Origin of the sequence: Streptomyces sp. NPDC059371 (assembly GCF_042751995.1) — a bacterium.
Lineage (GTDB): Bacteria > Actinomycetota > Actinomycetes > Streptomycetales > Streptomycetaceae > Streptomyces.
The window spans coordinates 1-19,740 of record NZ_JBHYXD010000032.1; the positions used below are offsets into that span (position 1 = coordinate 1).

At 72.3% G+C, this 19,740-nt stretch carries 16 protein-coding genes; 6 read left to right on the plus strand and 10 right to left on the minus strand.

Features of this window, described 5'->3' with window-relative positions:
- Positions 1-235 precede the first annotated feature (235 nt).
- The gene (locus ACFXGX_RS19740; protein WP_384792583.1) at positions 236-2,461 is read left to right on the plus strand and encodes an acetate--CoA ligase family protein; all 2,226 of its coding nucleotides are present in this window, start codon (positions 236-238) and stop codon (positions 2,459-2,461) included.
- A gap of 130 nt (positions 2,462-2,591) precedes the next feature.
- Entirely contained in the window at positions 2,592-3,473 is an 882-nt protein-coding gene (locus ACFXGX_RS19745; protein ID WP_384792586.1) for an enoyl-CoA hydratase/isomerase family protein, read from the plus strand.
- 90 nt (positions 3,474-3,563) lie between these two features.
- On the opposite strand, the gene ACFXGX_RS19750 is transcribed toward ACFXGX_RS19745, so the two are convergent.
- The gene (locus ACFXGX_RS19750) at positions 3,564-4,532 is read right to left on the minus strand and encodes a hypothetical protein (RefSeq protein WP_384792589.1); all 969 of its coding nucleotides are present in this window, start codon (positions 4,530-4,532) and stop codon (positions 3,564-3,566) included.
- A gap of 179 nt (positions 4,533-4,711) precedes the next feature.
- On the opposite strand from ACFXGX_RS19750, the gene ACFXGX_RS19755 reads away from it, so the two are divergent.
- Positions 4,712-5,335 carry a flavin reductase family protein gene (locus ACFXGX_RS19755; RefSeq protein WP_384792592.1) on the plus strand — a complete coding sequence of 208 codons (624 nt, stop codon included), beginning with the start codon at positions 4,712-4,714 and terminating at the stop codon, positions 5,333-5,335.
- A 48-nt stretch (positions 5,336-5,383) separates the two neighbouring features.
- Here ACFXGX_RS19755 and ACFXGX_RS19760 read toward each other — a convergent pair whose 3' ends face one another.
- Positions 5,384-6,736, minus strand: a complete 1,353-nt coding sequence (locus ACFXGX_RS19760; protein ID WP_384792595.1) for an MFS transporter — start codon at positions 6,734-6,736, stop codon at positions 5,384-5,386.
- Positions 6,737-6,807: 71 nt separating this feature from the next.
- Here ACFXGX_RS19760 and ACFXGX_RS19765 point away from each other — a divergent pair, with 71 nt between their 5' ends.
- A complete protein-coding gene (locus ACFXGX_RS19765; RefSeq protein ID WP_384792598.1) occupies positions 6,808-7,809 on the plus strand; it encodes a GlxA family transcriptional regulator in 1,002 nt (333 codons plus the stop codon).
- Positions 7,810-7,913: 104 nt separating this feature from the next.
- On the opposite strand, the gene ACFXGX_RS19770 is transcribed toward ACFXGX_RS19765, so the two are convergent.
- From ACFXGX_RS19770 to ACFXGX_RS19780, 3 genes are all read right to left on the minus strand, one after another.
- Positions 7,914-8,963, minus strand: coding sequence for a Zn-dependent alcohol dehydrogenase (locus ACFXGX_RS19770; protein WP_384792601.1), 1,050 nt, complete (start codon positions 8,961-8,963; stop codon positions 7,914-7,916).
- Positions 8,964-9,042: 79 nt separating this feature from the next.
- Positions 9,043-10,215, minus strand: a complete 1,173-nt coding sequence (locus ACFXGX_RS19775; protein WP_384792604.1) for an acyl-CoA dehydrogenase family protein — start codon at positions 10,213-10,215, stop codon at positions 9,043-9,045.
- Positions 10,216-10,260: 45 nt separating this feature from the next.
- Entirely contained in the window at positions 10,261-11,172 is a 912-nt protein-coding gene (locus ACFXGX_RS19780; RefSeq protein WP_384792607.1) for an SDR family oxidoreductase, read from the minus strand.
- A gap of 96 nt (positions 11,173-11,268) precedes the next feature.
- Between ACFXGX_RS19780 and ACFXGX_RS19785 the strand changes: the two genes are divergently transcribed.
- Positions 11,269-12,204: a cyclase family protein gene (locus ACFXGX_RS19785; protein ID WP_384792610.1), complete on the plus strand. Its 936-nt coding sequence runs from the start codon at positions 11,269-11,271 to the stop codon at positions 12,202-12,204.
- Positions 12,205-12,753: 549 nt separating this feature from the next.
- On the opposite strand, the gene ACFXGX_RS19790 is transcribed toward ACFXGX_RS19785, so the two are convergent.
- The 4 genes from ACFXGX_RS19790 to ACFXGX_RS19805 all read right to left on the minus strand — a co-directional run bounded on the left by ACFXGX_RS19790 (position 12,754) and on the right by ACFXGX_RS19805 (position 17,113).
- Positions 12,754-13,215: an ATP-binding protein gene (locus ACFXGX_RS19790; protein ID WP_384792613.1), complete on the minus strand. Its 462-nt coding sequence runs from the start codon at positions 13,213-13,215 to the stop codon at positions 12,754-12,756.
- A gap of 479 nt (positions 13,216-13,694) precedes the next feature.
- Entirely contained in the window at positions 13,695-14,762 is a 1,068-nt protein-coding gene (locus ACFXGX_RS19795; protein WP_384792616.1) for an acyl-CoA dehydrogenase family protein, read from the minus strand.
- 9 nt (positions 14,763-14,771) lie between these two features.
- Positions 14,772-15,926 carry an acyl-CoA dehydrogenase gene (locus tag ACFXGX_RS19800; RefSeq protein ID WP_384792619.1) on the minus strand — a complete coding sequence of 385 codons (1,155 nt, stop codon included), beginning with the start codon at positions 15,924-15,926 and terminating at the stop codon, positions 14,772-14,774.
- The gene (locus tag ACFXGX_RS19805; protein WP_384792622.1) at positions 15,926-17,113 is read right to left on the minus strand and encodes an amidohydrolase family protein; all 1,188 of its coding nucleotides are present in this window, start codon (positions 17,111-17,113) and stop codon (positions 15,926-15,928) included. Before ACFXGX_RS19805 ends, ACFXGX_RS19800 begins: the two co-directional genes overlap by 1 nt.
- Before the next feature lie 164 nt (positions 17,114-17,277).
- Between ACFXGX_RS19805 and ACFXGX_RS19810 the strand changes: the two genes are divergently transcribed.
- The gene (locus ACFXGX_RS19810) at positions 17,278-18,810 is read left to right on the plus strand and encodes a class I adenylate-forming enzyme family protein (RefSeq protein ID WP_384792625.1); all 1,533 of its coding nucleotides are present in this window, start codon (positions 17,278-17,280) and stop codon (positions 18,808-18,810) included.
- Positions 18,811-19,050: 240 nt separating this feature from the next.
- On the opposite strand, the gene ACFXGX_RS19815 is transcribed toward ACFXGX_RS19810, so the two are convergent.
- A complete protein-coding gene (locus ACFXGX_RS19815) occupies positions 19,051-19,572 on the minus strand; it encodes an EF-hand domain-containing protein (RefSeq protein WP_384792629.1) in 522 nt (173 codons plus the stop codon).
- Between the last annotated feature and the right edge of the window lie 168 nt (positions 19,573-19,740).

Below are 19,740 nucleotides of genomic sequence, written 5' to 3' on the forward strand. Positions count from 1 at the left end.
TGCCGGTACATCGATGCCCGTCGCCACCGACGCCCACCCCTCACCCAACGGCGACGGGCTGATGCACCGGCACGGCCCCGACCCACCCACCGACCGGAACCGCGGTAGGCCAGACCCCCCGCCGGGTACCCATCAGAAGCCCACCCCTGCACAACGGTTCCTGACACGGCGTCAGTTGCGTAATCTGACAGTGCGTCAGTTAACAATTGGCTGTCACACAGGAGCGGGCGGACCGATGCTTGGATCAACCCACGGCACCCTCACCACCGACTCCCGCCGGGCCAGGGTCATCGCCTGCGGCGAGCAGCCCTCCCCGGTCGTGCACGGACGCCCGGCCGAAGTCGACGACCTGGACGTCAGCGGTCGCCCGCTGTACGCCACCGTCCCCGACCTGGACCGCTTCTTCCGTCCCGAGTGCGTGGCCGTCATCGGCGCCTCGGACGCCGAGGGACGGCCGAACGCCGGGATCACCCGCCAGCTCATGGCCTGGGCCGAACGGGTCGGCGCCCGCCTCCACCCGGTGCACCCCACCCGCCGTACCGTCTTCGGCCTCCCCTGCCTCCCTTCCGTATCGGACGTACCGGAGCAGGTGGACCTGGCGGTGCTCCTCGTCGCCGACCCCCTCCCGGTGATCGGGGAACTCACCGAGGCCAAGGTGAGGTTCGCGGTCGCGTTCGCGTCCGGATTCGCCGAGACGGGAGCCGAGGGCGCCGCCGCACAGACCCGCCTCGCCGCCGCCGTGCACGGCTCCGGCCTGCGGCTGCTCGGCCCCAACACCAACCTGAACGCGTTCGAGCACTTCCGCGACGACCTCGACGGCCCCGCGGTCGCCCTCATCACCCAGTCCGGCCACCAGGGCCGGCCGGTGTTCGCGATGCAGCAACTGGGCGTCCGCCTGTCCCACTGGGCGCCCACGGGCAACGAGGCCGACCTGGAGACGGCGGACTTCATCTCCTACTTCTCCGAGCGCCCCGAGGTCGGCGCCATCGCCTGCTACGTCGAGGGACTCAAGGACGGCCGCTCGTTCCTGCTCGCCGCCGACCGCGCCGCCCGGCGCAAGGTGCCCGTCGTCGCGGTGAAGGTCGGCCGCACCGAGACCGGCGCCCGCACCGCCGCCTCACACACCGGCAAGCTGACCGGCGCCGACGCGGTGGTGGACGCGGCGATGCGCCAGTACGGCGTAATTCGCGTGGACGGACTCGACGAACTCCAGGACACCGCAGCCCTGCTGGCGCGGGCCCGCGCACCCCGGGCCGACGGGGTCGTCGTCTATTCGATCTCGGGCGGCACGGGCGCGCACTTCGCGGACCTGGCGAGCGAGGCGGGCCTCGACCTGCCGGTCCTCTCGGAGGCCAAACAGGCCGAGCTGCACACCTGGATACCGGACTACCTGAACGTCGCGAACCCGGTCGACAACGGCGGGCACCCGGTCGGCGACTGGCGCGGCCGGAAGATCATCGACGCGATCCTCGCCGACCCTGCCGTCGGTGTACTGATCTGCCCGATCACCGGGCCCTTCCCGCCGATGAGCGACAAGCTGGCGCAGGACCTGGTGGACGCGGCGGAACAGACGGACAAGCTGGTGTGCGCGGTGTGGGGGTCGCCGGTCGGCACGGAGGCGGCGTACCGGGAGACGCTGCTCGGCTCGTCCCGGGTCGCCACGTTCCGTACGTTCGCCAACTGCATCACCGCCGTCCGCGCCCACCTCGACCACGCCCGGTTCACCGCCGCCTACCGCTCCCCCTTCGACGAGGCCCCGCGCACCCCGTCGCCCTCCTTCCGCAAGGCGCAGGCCCTGATGCGCCCGGGCCAGCAACTGAGCGAGCACGGCGCCAAGCAGTTGCTGCGGGCGTACGGGATCCGCGTGCCGCGGGAACAGTTGGTGACCAGCGCGGCGGCGGCCGTACGGGCGGCGAGCCAGGTCGGCTACCCGGTGGTCATGAAGGCCTCCGGCGCGCAGATCGCCCACAAGACCGAACTCGGCCTGGTCAAGATCGGGCTGACCTCCGCCAGCCAGGTCCGCGACGCCTATCGCGAGCTGACCGACATCGCCCGCTACGAGGGCATCTCGCTCGACGGGGTCCTCGTCTGCCAGATGGTCGAGCGGGGTGTCGAGATGGTCGTCGGAGTCACCCACGACCAGCTCTTCGGACCGACCGTCACCGTCGGGCTCGGCGGGGTTCTCGTCGAGGTGCTGCGGGACTTCGCCGTGCGGGTACCGCCGTTCGGCGACGACCAGGCGCGGGCCATGCTGTCCGAACTGCGCGGGCGGGCGCTGCTCGACGGGGTGCGCGGGGGCCCGCCGGTGGATGTGGACGCGCTGGTCGAGGTCGTGATCCGGGTCCAGCGGATGGCGCTCGAACTCGGGGACGAGATCGCGGAGCTGGACATCAATCCGCTGATGGTCCTGCCCCGCGGACAGGGAGCCGTGGCCCTGGACGCACTGGTGCTGTGCCGCTGAACAGAGACCGCCCGCTCCCCGGCCCCACACCCGCACCCACACCCGCACCCGCACCCGCACCCGCCATCGACCCCGTCCCCGACCCTGTCCCCGTCCCTGTCCCCCTCCCCGCACGAAACGGAGCACGGTCATGACCGACCCCTTCACGACAGACCCCTCCACGACCGACTCCCCCCGTGCGCCCCACGAAGCTCCCGAATCCCCCGCACCAGCCCAAAAGCCCCTCGACTCATTGATACGCCACACCACTGACAACGCCGTCTCATGGATCACCCTCGACCGGCCCGAGGCGATGAACGCGCTCACCCGGGACCAGCGTGAGCGCGTGATCGAGCTGCTCACGGCGGCGTCCGCCGACCCCGACGTACGGGCCGTGGTCATCACCGCCACCGGCCGCGGCTTCTGCGCCGGAGCGGATCTGCGGGCCGGTCCGCCCGCCGGGGAGCGGGTGCCGGGCGACGTCGCCCGCACCATCCGGCTGGGCGCGCAGCGCCTGATCGCCGCCGTCCTCGACTGCGAGAAGCCGGTGATCGCGGCGGTCAACGGCACGGCGGCCGGGATCGGCGCGCACCTCGCCTTCGCGTGCGACCTCGTCCTCGCGGCCGAACCGGCGCGGTTCATCGAGGTGTTCGCGCGGCGCGGCCTCGTACCGGACGGCGGCGGGGCCCATCTGCTGCCCCGCCTCGTCGGCCCGCAGCGGGCCAAGGAGCTGATGTTCTTCGGGGACGCGCTGAGCGCGGCGGACGCCGAGCGGATCGGGCTCGTCAACAGGGTCGTACCGGCGGAGGAGTTGGAGAAGACGGCGCGCGCCTGGGCCGAGCGGCTCGCCGCCGGGCCCACCCGCGCGCTCGCGCTCACCAAGCAGCTCGTCAACGCCTCCCTCGACACCGACCGCGCCACCGCCTTCGCCGCGGAGGCCGCGGCGCAGGAGATCAACATGACGACGGCGGACGCCACCGAGGGGGTGGCGAGTTTCGTGGAACGCCGGGCCCCCCGCTTCAAGGGCCGCTGACAACCCGAACCCGGCGCACCCTCGGCCGGCCGGACCCGGACACGGGCCCCCGGTCCACAGCCGGCCGGACCCGGACACGGGCCCCCCGGTTCACCCCCGCCGCAATATGCGCAGATCCCCCGCGTCGGGGTCGCCGAAGAGGACGAAGAGTTCCGGGTGGTTCTCGGTGCCGCCGATGGTCCAGTAGGTGTCGTGGCCGCAGTCGCCTACGCGGACGACGACACCGTCCCGCCGCTCGGAGTCGGGCCCGTCGGCGTACGGGTCGTAGCGGCCCGCGGTGTCGAGGAACCACGTGCCGGCGCCGTCGCAGCGCGTGAACTCCTTGGTGGTCACGTCCCCGAACTCGGGCTGGGCGGGCACGGACGAGAGCTCGGCCCCGCCGCCGGCGCGCAGCCGCAGCACCGCCCCGTGATCGCCGCGCCAGACGCCGGTGAGCCGGTCGGCGCCGAGCTTCGGGGGCTCGTACTCCTGGATGAGTCCCGTGGCCAGGCCCACCGTGGCCGCCGCCACGACCAGGACACACGCCCCGAGAGCCACGAGCGCCGAGCGGAACCAGACGCGCCCGCGGTCCGGCGGGTGTCCGCCGGCCCGTTCGCGCCGCCGCGCCCCGGCGGCCGCCAGGACCGGCGGGACACCGGACACGGCGAGCAGCAGGGCCCCGGCGCCGGTGGGGCCGAGGCCGAGGAGGAGGACCGCGAGCGCGGTCCAGAAGGTGCCGAGCAGCAGGACGAAGCCCAGGTGCCAGGCGCCCTCGGGGCCGGGTGCGCGGCGGCGCGCCAGACGGGCGAGCGTGGCCGCCGGCATCGTGAACGTCACCGCGTGCACCAGGCCAAGAGCCGCGAGCAGGGGCGGCCCGAAGACCAGCACGCACAGCAGTCCGACGGCGGCGAGCCCGCCGCCGAGGCCCGCACCGTGGTCGTCGTCGTCGAACGTGCCGACCCACCCAACGACGAGCGCGACCGCGAACTGCGCCGCGCAGACCGCGGCGGCGAGATTCACCTCCGCGCCGGTCCATGCCGACCGGGGGCGTGTGAGCCTCCCGGAGTTCGCCGACCTCATGAGGCGAAAGATACGCGGGCGAAACACGGTGCGCCGCGAGGGGGTTGCCTCCGTCCACCCCGGCCCGCCTCGCCGGGGAAACCGTCCCGGCCCGCCGTACGGGCCCGCCGTACCGCCGTGCCGCGGGCCTCGCGAACCCCTTCCTATCTGACAGTCCGTCAGCTTCAATGGTGGATGTGATGGGACACGCAGGGATGGCGGCCGCCGCCGTCCGTTACCTCAGGTCGGCCGGGGCCCCCACCGTCGCGGGGCCCGTCGAGGCGTTGCCGCGCCCGGATCTGCGCGCGGTCCGCGAGGGCGAACGGGCGCCGGTCGATCCGGCCCGCTTCCGTCATGTGCTGGGCCACTTCGCGACCGGCGTGACCGTCGTGACGGCGCCTGCCGCGGACGCCGGTGATCCGGCGGGCCCGGCCGGCTTCGCCTGCCAGTCGTTCGCCTCGCTCTCCCTGGACCCTCCGCTGATCTGCTTCATGGTCGCGCGTACGTCCACGACGTGGCCGCGCATAGCCCGCGCCGGCGTCTTCTGCGTCAACGTACTCGGCGCGCACCAGGGCGACTTGTGCCGCGGCTTCGCGGTGAGCGGTGCGGACAAGTTCGCCGGGGTCGTCCACGACGCCGCTCCGGTGTCCAGCTCTCCCCGCCTCGCGGGCGCCGCGGCCTGGATTGACTGCACGGTCCACGCGGTGCACACGGGCGGGGACCACCTCATCGTGGTGGGCCGGGTGGACGCCCTGGGCACGAGCGGCGACGCCGGCGAGGACGTGCCGCCGCTGCTCTTCCACAAGGGCCGCTTCCTCACCTGAGGCTCCTCACCCGAGGCCCATCACCCGACGCCCGTCACGCAGCGGCCGTCACGCAGCAGCCGGTCCCACCACCGGCACCGCCGATGCCGCCGAGGCCCCCGGGACCGCCGGACGGCGGCGGCGGATGACCAGGGCCATCAGCGCGGCCGCGGCGCACAGCGCGCCCGAGGCGTACCAGACCACGTCGTACGAGCCGAAGCGGTCGCGGGCGACACCGCCGAGGAGGGCGACGAGCGCGGCACCGACCTGGTGGGAGGCGAGCACCCAGCCGAAGACGATGGCGCTGTCCTCGCCGTACTGCTCACGGCACAGGGCCAGGGTGGGCGGCACGGTGGCGACCCAGTCGAGGCCGTAGAAGACGATGAAGAAGATCATCGGCGGGTGCACGGCCGGGGCGAGCAGCATGGGGAGGAACAGCAGCGAGATACCGCGCAGGGCGTAGTACACCGCCAGCAGGCGGCGCGGTTCGAAGCGGTCGGTGAACCAGCCCGAGGCGATCGTGCCGATCACGTCGAAGACGCCGATGACCGCGAGGAGCGAGGCGGCCGCGGTGATGGGCATGCCGTGGTCGTGGGCGGCGGGCACGAAGTGCGTCTGGACCAGGCCGTTCGTCGAGGCGCCACAGATCGCGAACGTCCCGGCCAGCAGCCAGAACGGGCCGGTGCGGACGGCGGAGAACAGAACGGTCACCGCGCGCCGGGCGGCACCGCGCACCGGCTCGGGCTTGGGCACGAACTCCGTCGCCCCGTACGGCATCTGGCCCACGTCGGCCGGGTGGTCGCGCAGCAGCAGCCAGACGAAGGGGACGACCGCGAGGGCGGCGAGGGACACGGTCACCGCGGCCGGGCGCCAGTCGTGCTCCGTGACGATCCAGGACAGCAGAGGCAGGAAGATGAGCTGGCCCGAGGCCGAGGCCGCCGTCAGGATGCCGGTGACCAGGCCCTTGCGTCCGGTGAACCAGCGGTTGGTGACCGTGGCCGCGAAGGCGAGTGCCATGGAACCGGACCCCAGGCCCACCAGCAGGCCCCAGCACAGGAGCAGTTGCCAGGCCGCCGTCATCCACACCGTCAGCCCCGAGCCGACCGCGATCACGGTGAGGGCGACGGCCACCACGCGCCGGATGCCGAAGCGGTCCATGAGCGCCGCCGCGAACGGCGCCGTCAGTCCGTACAGCGCGAGGTTGATCGACACGGCCGCGCCGATCGTGCCGCGCGACCAGTGGAACTCCTCGTGCAGCGGGTCGATCAGCAGTCCGGGAAGCGACCGGAAGGCGGCCGCGCCGATGATCGTCACGAAGGTGACGGCGGCGACGAACCAGGCGCGGTGGATACGGCGGGAGGGGGCGGGGCGGACGGGCCGGGAGTCCTCCGGGGCCTGCGCGGCTTCGGTTGTCTGGGTCACGCCATAGAGCTTCGGGGAACGGGCGCCGGTCAACCACTGGCCCGAGAGACAGCATTCGCTAGGATCGGGCCATGGCCCTTCCGGATACGTTGCCTTCGCACCGCGTCGTCGTCCTCGCCCTCGACGGCCTGCTGCCCTTCGAGCTGGGCATTCCGCAGCGCATCTTCGGCAAGGCGCGGGACGCGGACGGGCGCCCGCTGTACGAGGTGGTCACCTGCTCGGTCCGGCCGCCGGGCCCGGTCGAGACGGACGCGGACTTCTCGGTCCTCGTCGGCAACGGGCCCGAGGCGCTGGCCGGCGCCGACACCGTCGTCGTCCCGGCCTCGTACGAGCTCGGACCCGTGCACCGGGAGGGCATCCTGACCCCGGAGCTGGCCGCCGCCCTCGCGCACATCCGCCCCGGGACCCGTCTCGTCTCCATCTGCACCGGCAGCTACGTCCTCGCCGCCGCCGGGTATCTCGACGGCCGCCCCGCCACCACGCACTGGATGCACGCCGAGCACTTCCAGCGGCTCTTCCCGCGGATCGTCGTCGACGCGGACGTGCTCTTCGTCGACGACGGAGACGTCCTCACCTCCGCCGGGGTCGCGGCCGGGATCGACCTGTGCCTGCATCTCGTACGCCGCGACCACGGCGCCGCCGTCGCCAACGAGGTGGCCCGCCGGACCGTCGTACCGCCGCACCGCGACGGCGGCCAGGCGCAGTACATCCGGCGCCCGGTCCCGGAGGCGCGCTCGGCCGGCACGACGGCCGCCCGCGCCTGGGCGCTCGGCCGCCTCCACGAGCCGATCCAGCTTCGTGACATGGCCGAGCAGGAGTCCATGTCCGTGCGCACCTTCACCCGGCGCTTCCGCGAGGAGGTCGGCGTCAGCCCCGGCCAGTGGCTCACCCGGCAGCGCGTGGAGCACGCCCGCCATCTCCTGGAGTCCAGCGACCTGTCCATCGACCACGTGGCCCGCGACGCCGGCTTCGGCACGGCCCAGTCGATGCGCCAGCACCTCCAGGCGACCCTCGGCGTCACCCCGACCACCTACCGGCGCACCTTCAGATCCGGCACCGGCGCCGACCGATGACCTCCGGCCGGTCGACGCGAAGCCTGCCCGGCCTCCCCTCCCGTCCCGTCCGGCAGGCAGGCAGACACGACGGTGCCTGTCGGACAGTTCCCGTCCGCCCGGACCTAGAACGTCAGCACCGCCCTCGCCACCTTCCCCGCGTGCGCGTCCTCGGCCGCCCGCTCGAAGTCCTCGACCGGATACGTCGCCGTCACCAACTCGTCGAGGAGCAAGCGGCCTTCGCGGTAGAGCTCGGCGTACAGGGCGATGTCCCGCTGGGGCCGGGACGAGCCGTAGCGGCAGCCGAGGATGGACTTGTCGAGGTACATCGAGGAGACCAGGAAGGACGCCTCGGCCGTCGCCGGGGGGACGCCGAGCAGGATGGCCTGGCCGTGCCGGTCGAGCGCGTCGACGGCCTGGCGGATGAGTTCGACGCGGCCGACGCACTCGAAGGCGTGCTGGGCACCGGTGGGCAGGATGTCCTTCACCCCGTCCACCGACGTCAGGAAGTGCGTCGCGCCGAACTGCCGGGCCACGGACTCCTTGGCCGGATTGGAGTCGACGGCGACGATCCGCAGCGCGCCCGCGAGCCGGGCGCCCTGGATGACGTTGAGACCGATGCCGCCCGTGCCGATGACCAGGACGGTGTCGCCGCGGTCGACCCGGGCCCGGTTCAGGACCGCTCCGACACCCGTCAGCACCCCGCAGCCGATCAGCGCGGCCGAGGGCAGCGGGATGTCCTTCGGGATGCGGACCGCCTGCACCGCCTTCACCACCGTGCGTTCCGCGAAGGCGGAGTTGGCGGCGAACTGGTGGAGCGGCTCGCCCCCGCGCGCGAACGGCCGCTGCGGCATGCCGATCGCCTTGCGGCACATCGTGGGCCGTCCCCGGTCGCACTCGGCGCAGGTCCCGCAGTTGGCGAGGGTGGACAGTGCCACATGGTCGCCGGGCCCGACATGGGTGACGCCCACGCCCACGGACTCCACGACGCCCGCGCCCTCATGGCCGAGCACCACAGGGACGGGGAAGGGGATGGTCCCGTCCACCACGGAGAGATCGCTGTGACAGAGCCCCGCCGCGGAGATCGCCACCCGCACCTCTCCGGGTCCTGGATCCCGTACCTCCAGGTCGTCCACGACCCGGGTCCTTCTCCCGTCGAAGATCACGCCTCGCATCGCGCCGGCTCCCCTCTTCCCGGGCCGCCCCGGGCTGTTCCTGGGCTGTTCCTGGGCTGTTGGTTGGTTCCGGGGCCGGTCAGGGCCGGCCCCGGGGCTCCTTCGGCAGGCCGAGCGCGCGCTCGGCGATGATCGTGCGCTGGATCTCGTCCGAGCCGCCGTAGATCGTGTCGGCCCGGCTGAAGAGGAACAGGTGCTGGGAGGCGTCCAGTTCGTAGGGCAGCGCGGCCGACCAGTCCCGCGGACCCACCGCCGCCGCGGCCCCCCGCACCTGGACCGCCACCTCACCGAGCCGCCGGTGCCAGCCGCCCCACAGCAGCTTCGCCGCACTCGGCGCGCCCGGCCCCCCGGCACTCCCCGGACCGCCCAGGGTGCGCAGGGCGTTCCACCGCATCGTGCGCAGCTCGGCCCAGAGCCGCACGAGCCGGTCGCGTACGACGGGATCCCGGGCCGCTCCCGTGGCGACGGCCGCGCGCAGCACCCGCCCCAGCTCCTCGGCGAAGCCGATCTGCTGGGCGAGCGTGGAGACCCCGCGCTCGAAGCCGAGCAGGCTCATGGCGACCTTCCAGCCCTCGCCCTCGCCGCCGACCACGTGCCCGGCCCGCGCCACCGCCCCGTCGAAGAACACCTCGTTGAAGTCGCTCGTGCCTGTGAGCTGGCGGATCGGACGGACCTCGACCCGGCCGGGCTGGTCCATGGGGACGAGGAGGAAGGACAGCCCGCGGTGGCGGGTGGACCCCGGTTCGGTGCGGGCGAGCACGAAGCACCAGTCGGCCTCGTGGGCGAGCGAGGTCCAGATCTTCTGCCCCGTGACCCGGTACACCCCCGGGGAACCGGCGCCCGTGTCACGTACGGCGGTCGTACGGACGCCGGCCAGGTCCGAACCGGCGCCGGGCTCGCTGTACCCCTGGCACCACAGCTCCCGGCCCTCGGCGACCGGCGGCAGGAAGCGGCGCTTCTGTTCCGGTGTCCCGTGCGCGACGAGCGTCGGCGCCAGCAGGTTCTCGCCGATGTGCCCGGAGCGGGCGGGCGCCCCGGAGCGGGCGTACTCCTCGGCCCACACGACCTGCCGGGTCAGGTCCGCGCGCCGGTTGCCGTACCCGTCCTCCGCCCAGCCGAGGCCGATCCAGCCGGCCTTCCCGAGTTCCCGCTCCCAGTCGCGGCGCCCGGGGGTGCCGGCCAGGTGCTCCTCCAGCCAGGCCCGCGCCTCGCGCCGGAAGGCCTCGTCCTCGGGACCGAATGCGAAATCCACGCGCTCTCCTCCCCACCGGACCCGGGGCACCCGGACCGGGAACGGTCACGCGTTGGGGCGCGCCTTGTCCGCGGCCGCCCTCGCCATCGCCTCGAGTTGCTCCAGCAGCGGCATCGGGTCGACGCCGACGGTCCCGGGCAGGAAGTCGGCGATCTTCTCCGGGGTCCAGGCGCCCTCGGCGTATCCGGCGCGCAGTTCGCGCGGCTGGGCCCATACGGCGATCTTGGGTCCGGCGATCGTGTAGACCTGCCCGGTGATGCGTTCCTCGCGGGCCCGGTCCGACAGCAGGTAGACGACGAGCGCGGCCACGTCCTCCGGTTCGCCGATCTCCTTCAGCTCCATCGGTACGTTCGCCGACATGCGTGTACGGGCGACGGGCGCGACGGCGTTCGCGGTGACCCCGTACTTGTGCAGGCCGAGGGCCGCGCTGCGCACCAGCGAGATGATCCCGCCCTTCGCCGCGCTGTAGTTGGCCTGCGCCACCGACCCCTGGTGGTTGCCGCTGGTGAAGCCGATCAGGGTGCCGGAGCCCTGTTTGCGCATCACCGCCGAGGCGGCGCGGAAGAGCGTGAACGTGCCCTTGAGATGGGTGGCGACGACCGGGTCCCACTCCTGCTCGGACATGTTGAAGAGCATCCGCTCGCGCAGGATGCCGGCCACGCACACCACTCCGTCGATCCGCCCGTACGAGGCGAGCGCGGTGTCGACGACGCGCTGCCCGCCCGCCATCGTCGAGATGTCGTCGGCGACCGCGACCGCCTCCCCGCCGGCCGCCTCGATCTCCTTGACGACGGTCTCGGCGACCGAACTCGTGGGCTCGCCGCCCTCGACGGACACGCCGTAGTCGTTGACGACGACGCGCGCGCCTTCGGCGGCGGCGGCGAGGGCGACCGCCCGGCCTATCCCCCGGCCCGCGCCCGTGACGGCGACGGCCTTGCCCGCAAGGAAGTTCCCCATGCCCGGCCCCTTCCCGCAGTTTCTGACGGTCCGTTAGATTCAACTCGGATTCTACGACCCGTCAGATACCTGGAGACAAGCCCCCGGGGAGGACTCATGTCGCAGCCGGCGCTCCATCCGGAGTTCCACGAGATCGCCAAGCGCGTCAACAACTGGGGGCGCTGGGGCGCCGACGACGAGATCGGGACGCTGAACCTCGTCACCGACGAGGTCGTACGGGAGGCCGCGGCGACCGTACGGACGGGGCTCCGCGTGCCCCTCGCCCTGCCGCTCCAACAGGACGGCGTGCAGACCGGGATGATCCCGGGGCGGGTCAATCCGCTGCACGCGATGGTGCAGATCAACCAGGAGATCTTCGGCCCCGGCACGGTGGCGTGCAGCGACGACACCGTGACCATGGGCCTCCAGGCGGCCACCCACTGGGACGCGCTGCCGCACGTCTCGCACTCCGGCAGGCTCTACAACGGACGCCCCGCCTCCACCGTCACCCCGCACAGCGGCGCCGAGTTCAGCGGGATCGACAAGCCGCGGCACATCGTCTCGCGGGGCGTCCTGCTCGACGTGGCGCGGGCGCGCGGCGAACACCGGCTGGCCGGCGGGCACGCCGTCACCCCCGAAGACCTGGAGGCGGCGGAGGAGTTGGCGGGCACGCGGGTGAGGGCGGGCGACATCGTGCTCGTACGGACCGGGCAGATCCAGGTGTATCTGGCGGGCGACAAGCACGGGTACGGGTATCCGTCGCCGGGCCTGTCGGTGCGCACCCCCGAGTGGTTCCACGCGCGCGACGTCGCGGCGGTCGCCAACGACACCCTGACCTTCGAGATCTTCCCGCCCGAGATCGAGGACCTGTGGCTGCCCGTGCACGCGCTCGACCTGGTCGAGATGGGGATGCTGCAGGGACAGAACTGGAACCTCGAAAAGTTGTCCACAGCCTGTGGACAAGAAAACCGGTACGCCTTCCTGCTGTCGGCGATGCCGGAGCCGTTCGTCGGCGGCACCGGCACACCGGTGGCACCCGTGGCGATCCTCTGACATCCGGTCCGCACGAGACGCCCGCACGAGTCCGGTCCAGGGCCTGCCGTACGGGGGTCGGCTGGCGGCGCGCTTCCCCCACTCCCGACTGCGCCCGGCCGAAGGTCCCCACCTCACCCCGGGCACGGCACCGCGCGCCGCCATCCGCCTCCGGCGTACCCGCCCCGCCTCCCCTGACCGTGGGGGAGCCGACGCCGAATCACGACCCACACTCGCCGAGGGCCCCCGTCACCGGAACCCTCGCCGTCCCCTCGCGGCGAATCGCTGAACACAAGCGTGATCAAACGGACACGCCACGTCAACACTCGATCGGGGATTTACGGTGTTTCATCCTATTTGAAACAGCGCGTACGGAAGCACGACCCGGCGCATTCGGCCACGACCGCGGCCGTGTACAGCGGTTTCGTGCATACATGCACGAAACGCGAGGCGCGTGCGAGAAGGACGGACCGTCGCGCCGACCCCGGCCGCCGCCCCGCACGGCAACAGCGGGGAAGGGGGCCTGACGGACCGGAACGGACCGGACGGACCGGAACGGGCGGACCGGCTCTAGACCGCCTCGTACGCGAAGCCGCCGTAGGCGCCGTAAGGGGAGTCCTGCGCGGCGTCCGAGGCGCAGCGGTCCAGCTCGCACCAGATGCGCTTGCCGGCACCCTCGGGATTCCAGCCCCAGCGGTCCGCGAGGCCGTCGACCAGTTCCAGGCCGCGGCCGTTGGTCTCGTCACCGTCCGCGTGCCGGGGCATCGGCGGCCGGGCGCTGGAGTCGGCCACCTCGAGACGCACGGTGGCGGCTCCGGCACCTCCCGGCAGACACAGGCGCAGCACGGCCGGACACCCGGTGTGCACCACGGCGTTGGTGACAAGTTCCGAGACGAGCAGGATCAGCGTCTCGGCCAGTGGTTCATCGGCGTCTATCCCGGACCCGGCGAGCCTCGAACGGGCCCACCGCCGGGCTCGCCCCACCTCTGCGGGGTCGGGCCGGATCTCCAACTGCACTTGAAGCACCTGCACCGCTCACACCATCCGAACCGGCGGACACATCGCCTCGCGCCTCACAAGGGCCACGATCGTAGCCATTTTCTGCATGGCCAGAACAAGGATCACGGAACGTGATTCCCTTGCGAGACAGCATGGTTGACGTACAGTCACCCCAACAAGCGCTTCGGGCATATTCCAGCGCGAAGGAGTACGCGTGCGGCATACTGTGCGACGCTCGCCACGGGGAGTCGAACAGGCAGGTACGGGGGTCCGCACTGCCTCGCGAGCGGCGCGCATCGCCGGGTTCGGCGCGGCCTCGGGGGCAACACCGGGATGGCTCAACCTCAGAACCACTCGCATCCCACACAAGGTACCGGAGCCCGGCGCCGACTCCAGGCCGTGACAAGTCACGCCTAGGACACAACCAGGTCTCAACACTCCGTGATCCCGGTTTGCCACGATCCGCGACATCCGCCCCCGTTCATCCCGCGACACCCCAGGACAGCGGCCTTCTACGCCTCGGCGACCACCAGATCGTCCGCCAGCTCCTCCTCACTTTGCGTAGCGCCACCGGCACGATGTGTCCGCACCCACGCCCTCTTCAGGTGCAGATGGACGTCGGACTCCCAGGTGAAGCCCATGCCGCCGTGCACCTGGAGACAGTCGCGGGCGCCGCGCACGGCGGCCTCGTCGGCGAGCACACGGGCCGCCGCGACATCCGCCGGGTCGGCGGTGACCGAGGCGGCGTAGACGGCCGCGCGGGCCACCTCGACCCGCGCGAGCATGCCCGCGCACAGGTGCTGCACCGCCTGGAAGGCGCCGATGGGCTGCCCGAACTGCTCGCGCGTCCGGGCGTGTTGCACGGCGGCCTCGCAGGTTCGGGCGGCGCTGCCCAGCTGTTCGGCGGCGGTGAGGAGCGAGACGAGGAGCCGGTCCGGCGCCGGGGCCGTCCCGGGTGCGCCGCGCCCGGCCGGCCGGCCGTCGGTCACGGGCAGCCGGTGCAGGGGCGTCAGCGGGTCCACCGAGTCCAGCGGCTCGGCCCCGGCCGCGTCACCCCGCACGACGTCGGCCTCGTCCAGCCATTCCACGAGCCCCCGGTCGGCGGACGTCACGACCACGGCCCCGGCGGCCGCTCCGGGCACGGTGCCCGCGGCGAGATGGGTGGCGATCAGCGGTCCCGGCAGCAGGAGCCGTCCCGCCTCCTCGAAGGCCAGCACGGCCTCCGGAAGGCCCTGCCCGACACCGCCCTCGGCCTCGGGAAGGCGCAGCGCGAAGAACCCCGCGGCGCCCAGCTCGCGCCACAGCTCCCGGTCGAGCACCCGGACGCCCCCAGGGCGCCTCCCACGCACCCCATCGATCCCGTCGATCCCGTCTATCCCTGCTGTCCCGCCCGTCCCTGCTGTCCTGCCCGTCGCCGCTGTCCCGTCTGTCCTGCCGGCCTTCTCTGCCCCGCCTGTCGCACCCTTCCCGTCCGCACGGTCGACGGCCGCGCGCAGCGCCTCCCGGCCGAACCGGCCTTCGAGCAGTTCGCGTATGCCCCGCCGCAGGGCCCGTTGATCATCCGTCAGCCGGAAGTCCACCGGTCGAACTCACCTCCCCCTGGGAAGGCCGAGGATGCGCTCGGCCACGATGTTCCGCTGGATCTGCGAGGTACCGGCCGCGATCGTGTACGACAGGGACGAGAGCCGGTCCAGCGTCCAGTCCCGTCCCAGGTCCAGTGCCTCGGGGCCGAGAACCTCCGCGGCGGCGTCGAACAGCTCCTGACGGGCGTGCGAATAGCTCAGCTTGAAGACCGAACCGCCGACGCCGGGACCGCCCCCGGTGCTCTGCGCCTCGCTGACGTTCCACTGGGTGAGCCGCCACAGCGCGCGGAACTCGGCGTTCAGCCTGCCGAGACGGCGGCGCAGGACGGCGTCGTCCCAGCGGCCGTTCTTGCGCGCCTCCCGCGCCACCTCGGACAGGACGCGGCGGCAGGCGACCACCTCGCCGACGAACGCGGTGCCGCGCTCGTAGGAGAGCGTCACCATGGTCACGCGCCAGCCGTCGTTCTCGGCGCCGACCCGGTTGGCGACCGGGACGCGCACCTCGTCGAGGAAGACCTCCGCGAACTCGGTGGAGCCCGCGAGCGTCCGCAGCGGGCGGACGGTGATGCCGGGCGCGTCCATCGGCATCGCGAGCCAGGTGATGCCCCGGTGTTTGCGCGCGGCGGGGTCCGTCCGCACCAGCAGTTCGCACCAGTCGGCCACCTCGGCGTGGGAGGTCCAGATCTTGGACCCGCTGACCACGTAGTCGTCGCCGTCGCGCCACGCGCGCGTGCGCAGCGACGCGAGGTCGGAGCCGGCGTCCGGTTCGCTGAAGCCCTGGCACCAGACCTCGTCGCCGCGCAGCACGGGCGGCAGCCAGCGCGCCCGCTGCTCCGCGCTCCCCTCGGAGGCGATGGTCGGTCCGGCGTGCAGCAGCCCGACGAAGTTGGCCCCCACATAGGGGGCGCCCGCCTTCTCGGTCTCCTCCAGGTAGATGAGGTGCTGCGTCGGTGTGGCGCCCCGGCCGCCCGCGTCGACGGGCCAGTGCAGGCCCGCGTACCCGGCGTCGTACAGCATGCGCTGCCAGCCGAGGTCGTACGCCCGTCTGGCGGGCCAGTCGCGGGGGGACGGTTTCGGTGGCAGCGCCGGAAGGACCGAGGCGAGCCAGGTCCGCAGGCGCGCGCGGAACTCCTCCTCCTCGGGGGTGTACGTCAGGTCCACTACAGGTCCAGGTCCAGCATGCGGATGGCGTTGCCCCGCATGAGCTTGTGGACGGTCTCGTCGTCGAGACCCTTCACATGGTCGAGGGCGACCTCCTTGGTGTGCGGGAAGGTCGAGTCGACGTGCGGATAGTCGGTCTCGAAGGTGGCGTTGTCGCGGCCCACCACGTCGAGGGACGCCACTCCGTGCTTGTCGCGGAAGAAGCAGCAGAAGATCTGGCGGTAGTAGTACGTCGACGGGGGCTCCGGGATCAGGTCCCTGACCCCGCCCCAGGCGCGGTGCTCCGACCAGACGTCGTCCGCGCGTTCCAGGGCGTACGGGATCCAGCCCATCTGGCCCTCGGAGTAGGCGAGTTTGAGGCTTGGGAATTTCACCAGGACGCCGCTGAACAGGAAGTCCATCATGGAGGCCATCGCGTTGTTGAAGGACAGCGAGGCCTGGACGGCGGGGGGTGCGTCGGGGGACGCGGCCGGCATCTGGGAGGACGAGCCGATGTGCATGTTCACGACCGTCCCGGTCTCCTGGCAGACCGCGAAGAACGGGTCCCAGTGACCGGAGTGGATGGAGGGCAGCCCCAGATAGGTGGGGATCTCCGAGAAGGTGACGGCCTTCACGCCCCGGGCCGCGTTGCGGCGGATCTCGGCGACCGCGAGGTCGATGTCCCACAGGGGGATGAGGCACAGCGGGATCAGCCGGCCGCCGCTGTCGCCGCACCATTCCTCGACCATCCAGTCGTTGTACGCCCGCACACAGGCCAGGGCGACCTCCTTGTCGTGGGCCTCGGCGAAGGTCTGGCCGCAGAAGCGCGGGAAGGTGGGGAAGCAGAGGCTGGCCTCGACATGGTTGAGATCCATGTCCTTGAGCCGCTCGACGGGGTCCCAGCAGCCGCGCCGCATCTCCGCGCGGGTGATGCCCTCCAGCGTCATCTCGTCGCGGTCGAAGCCGACGGCGGCGATGTTGCGTTTGTACGGGAACTTGAGGTCCTCGTAGATCCACCAGTCGGTCGGCGGGCCGTCCGGGTCCATGGTGATCTGGTACTTGCCTCCGACGTAGGCGAGTTCGCCGATGCCGGCGGTGAGCGGCCTCGGTCCCCGGTCGTGGTACTTCCGCGGCAGCCAGGTCTCGAAGAGGTGTGCGGGCTCGATCACATGGTCGTCGACGCTGATGATGCGGGGCAGTTCGGTCATGGTCCCCTCCGCCTGGCGTACGTTTCTGATGGCCCGTCAGATTCAATTCCACAAGCAGGCTAGCCCCGCGCCTATGGACCGACAAGGCGCCGAGCCCTACGCTCTGCCACGATCTGACTGTCCGTCAGCTATCGGTCGAGGAGAACGACCACAGGGGGGCCGAAGTGAACGACACCGCACACACCCTGAGTTCAGCGCGCACGCTGTGGGAACTGGTCGACCGCCGGGCCGGCCTCACCCCCGACCGGCCCGTCCTGCTCCAGGGCGACCGCTCCCTGAGCTTCGGCGAGCTGCGCGACCGTGCCGAACGGGTGGCGGCCGGCCTCCACGACAAGGGCGTACGGCCGGGCACGGTGGTCGCCTGGCAGTTGCCCACCCGGATCGAGACCGCCCTGCTGTCCTTCGCGCTGGCCCGTCTCGGCGCCGTGCAGTCGCCGGTCATCCCCTTCTACCGCGACCGCGAGGTCGGCTTCGCGCTGCGGGAGTCGAAGGCCGAGTACGTCGCCGTCCCGGGCGAGTGGCGCGGCTTCGACCACACCGCGATGGCCCACCGGCTCGACGCGAAGAACGTCTTCGAGGCGTACGACACGCTTCCCGACGGCGATCCCGCCGTCCTCCCGCCACCGCCCGCCGACGGAACCTCCGTCCGCTGGATCTACTGGACCTCGGGCACCACCTCCGACCCCAAGGGCGTGCTGCACACCGACCGTTCACTGATCGCGGGCGGCTCCTGCCTCGCCCACGCGCTGCGGCTGTCCGAGGGCGACGTCGGCTCGATGGCCTTCCCGTACGCGCACATCGCCGGTCCCGACTACACGGTGATGCTGCTGCTGTACGGTTTCCCGGCCGTGATGTTCGAGCACTTCGCGCTGCCCGCCGCCCTGGAGGAGTACCGCAGGCACGGCGTGACGGTGGCGGGCGGGTCGACCGCGTTCTACTCGATGTTCCTGGCCGAACAGCGCAAGCGGCCCGGGGAGCCGGTCATTCCCACGCTGCGGCTGCTCGCGGGCGGCGGGGCTCCGAAGCCGCCCGAGGTCTATCACTCGGTCGTCCGGGAGATGGGCGTGCAGCTCACCCACGGGTACGGGATGACCGAGGTCCCGATGATCACGATGGGCGCGCCGGACGACACGGCCGAGAACCTGGCCACCACGGAGGGCAGGCCCCCCGGGGGCATGGAGATACGGATCGTGGACGCGGCGGGGGCCGACCGGCCGTGCGGGGCCGACGGTGACGTGCGGCTGAGGGGGGAGGCCGTGTGCCGGGGATATCTGGACCCGGCGCAGACCGCGGAGGCGTTCGACGGGGACGGGTTCCTGATCACCGGGGACGTGGGGCATCTGACCGGGAGCGGTCACCTCGTCCTGACCGGCCGGGTGAAGGACATCATCATCCGCAAGGGCGAGAACATCTCCGCGAAGGAGATCGAGGATCTGCTGCACCGGCACCCGGCGGTCGGCGACGCCGCCGTGATCGGACTGCCCGACGCCGAGCGCGGGGAGCGCGTGTGCGCGGTGGTGGAGCAGCCGCCGGACGCGCCGGAGCTGACGCTGGCCGCGGTGACGTCGTACCTGCGCGGGGAAGGGCTGTCCGTGCACAAGCTGCCGGAGCAACTGGAGGTCGTGGACGCCCTTCCGCGCAACGAGGCGCTGCGGAAGGTGCTCAAGTACCGGCTCAGGGAGCGCTTTTCGGAGTGAGCCCGCTGCGCCGCCCCACTACGGCTGGCCCGGCCACTACGGCTGGCCCGGCCACTCCGGCCGGCCCGGCCACTGCGGCTGGCCCGGCCACTCCGGCCGGCCCGGCCACTCCGGCTGATTCGGCCACTCCGGCTGATTCGGCCACTCCGGCCGGCCCGGCCACTCCGGCCACTCCGGCTGACCCGGCCACTCCGGCTGGTCCGGCCGGTCCGGCCACTCCGGCCGGTCCGGCCACTCCGGCTACTCCGGCTGGTCCGGCACCGTGAAGTAGCGGGCGAACCCGCTCACGATCTCCGTCTCGCCGATCCGTCCGTCGGCGTCCGCGTCCAGGGCGGCGGCCACGCCGGCGGCGACGCTCTCGCCCACCCCCAGCGCCTTGAGGACGCGCGTGACCTCCCCGACCGTGGCCGCGCCGGCCCCGCCGGTGTCCGCCACGGCGAGGGCCGCGTGCAGGAAGGGACGGGCGATCTCGGCGAACCGCTCGGGGTTGTCGCGCAGCCGCTTCACGGCACCGCTCACGAACTCCTCGCGCGTGATCCGCTGGTCACCGTCACGGTCCGCTATCCCCGCCATGCCCTGCCAGAACGCCTCGGCACCGATGTAGAGGGCCTGGCCCTTGTCCGACCGGGCCGTCGTGCCGAACTCGGCGAGCACGGACTTGGCCGCGGCGCTGAAGTCCTCCCGGTCGATGTAGCCGTTGCCGTCCTGGTCGAAGCCGGCGAACCGGGCGGCGATCCTGCGCTCGTACTCGGAACTGACCATGGTGTCTTCGGACCGCCTCACTACTCAGCCGGCCTCGGCCGGACTGCGGTTCATCTGGGACGGAGCGTACGACGACCGGACCGTCCGGGGTGCCGGAAAGCGACGGTTGTACCAGGACCGCAAGAATTCCGAGACAAGGGAAAGGGGCCGGAAAGGGACCTGAAAGGG

Excerpts from the sequence above, each read along its gene's own strand:
- ACFXGX_RS19755 (WP_384792592.1), top strand. The coding sequence starts at position 4,712 with ATGGGACACGCAGGGATGGCGGCCGCCGCCGTCCGTTACCTCAGGTCG.
- ACFXGX_RS19765 (WP_384792598.1), top strand. The coding sequence starts at position 6,808 with ATGGCCCTTCCGGATACGTTGCCTTCGCACCGCGTCGTCGTCCTCGCC.
- ACFXGX_RS19785 (WP_384792610.1), top strand. The coding sequence starts at position 11,269 with ATGTCGCAGCCGGCGCTCCATCCGGAGTTCCACGAGATCGCCAAGCGC.
- ACFXGX_RS19815 (WP_384792629.1), bottom strand. The coding sequence starts at position 19,572 with ATGGTCAGTTCCGAGTACGAGCGCAGGATCGCCGCCCGGTTCGCCGGC.
- ACFXGX_RS19805 (WP_384792622.1), bottom strand. The coding sequence starts at position 17,113 with ATGACCGAACTGCCCCGCATCATCAGCGTCGACGACCATGTGATCGAG.
- ACFXGX_RS19740 (WP_384792583.1), top strand. The coding sequence starts at position 236 with ATGCTTGGATCAACCCACGGCACCCTCACCACCGACTCCCGCCGGGCC.
- ACFXGX_RS19780 (WP_384792607.1), bottom strand. The coding sequence starts at position 11,172 with ATGGGGAACTTCCTTGCGGGCAAGGCCGTCGCCGTCACGGGCGCGGGC.
- ACFXGX_RS19770 (WP_384792601.1), bottom strand. The coding sequence starts at position 8,963 with ATGCGAGGCGTGATCTTCGACGGGAGAAGGACCCGGGTCGTGGACGAC.
- ACFXGX_RS19750 (WP_384792589.1), bottom strand. The coding sequence starts at position 4,532 with ATGAGGTCGGCGAACTCCGGGAGGCTCACACGCCCCCGGTCGGCATGG.
- ACFXGX_RS19745 (WP_384792586.1), top strand. The coding sequence starts at position 2,592 with ATGACCGACCCCTTCACGACAGACCCCTCCACGACCGACTCCCCCCGT.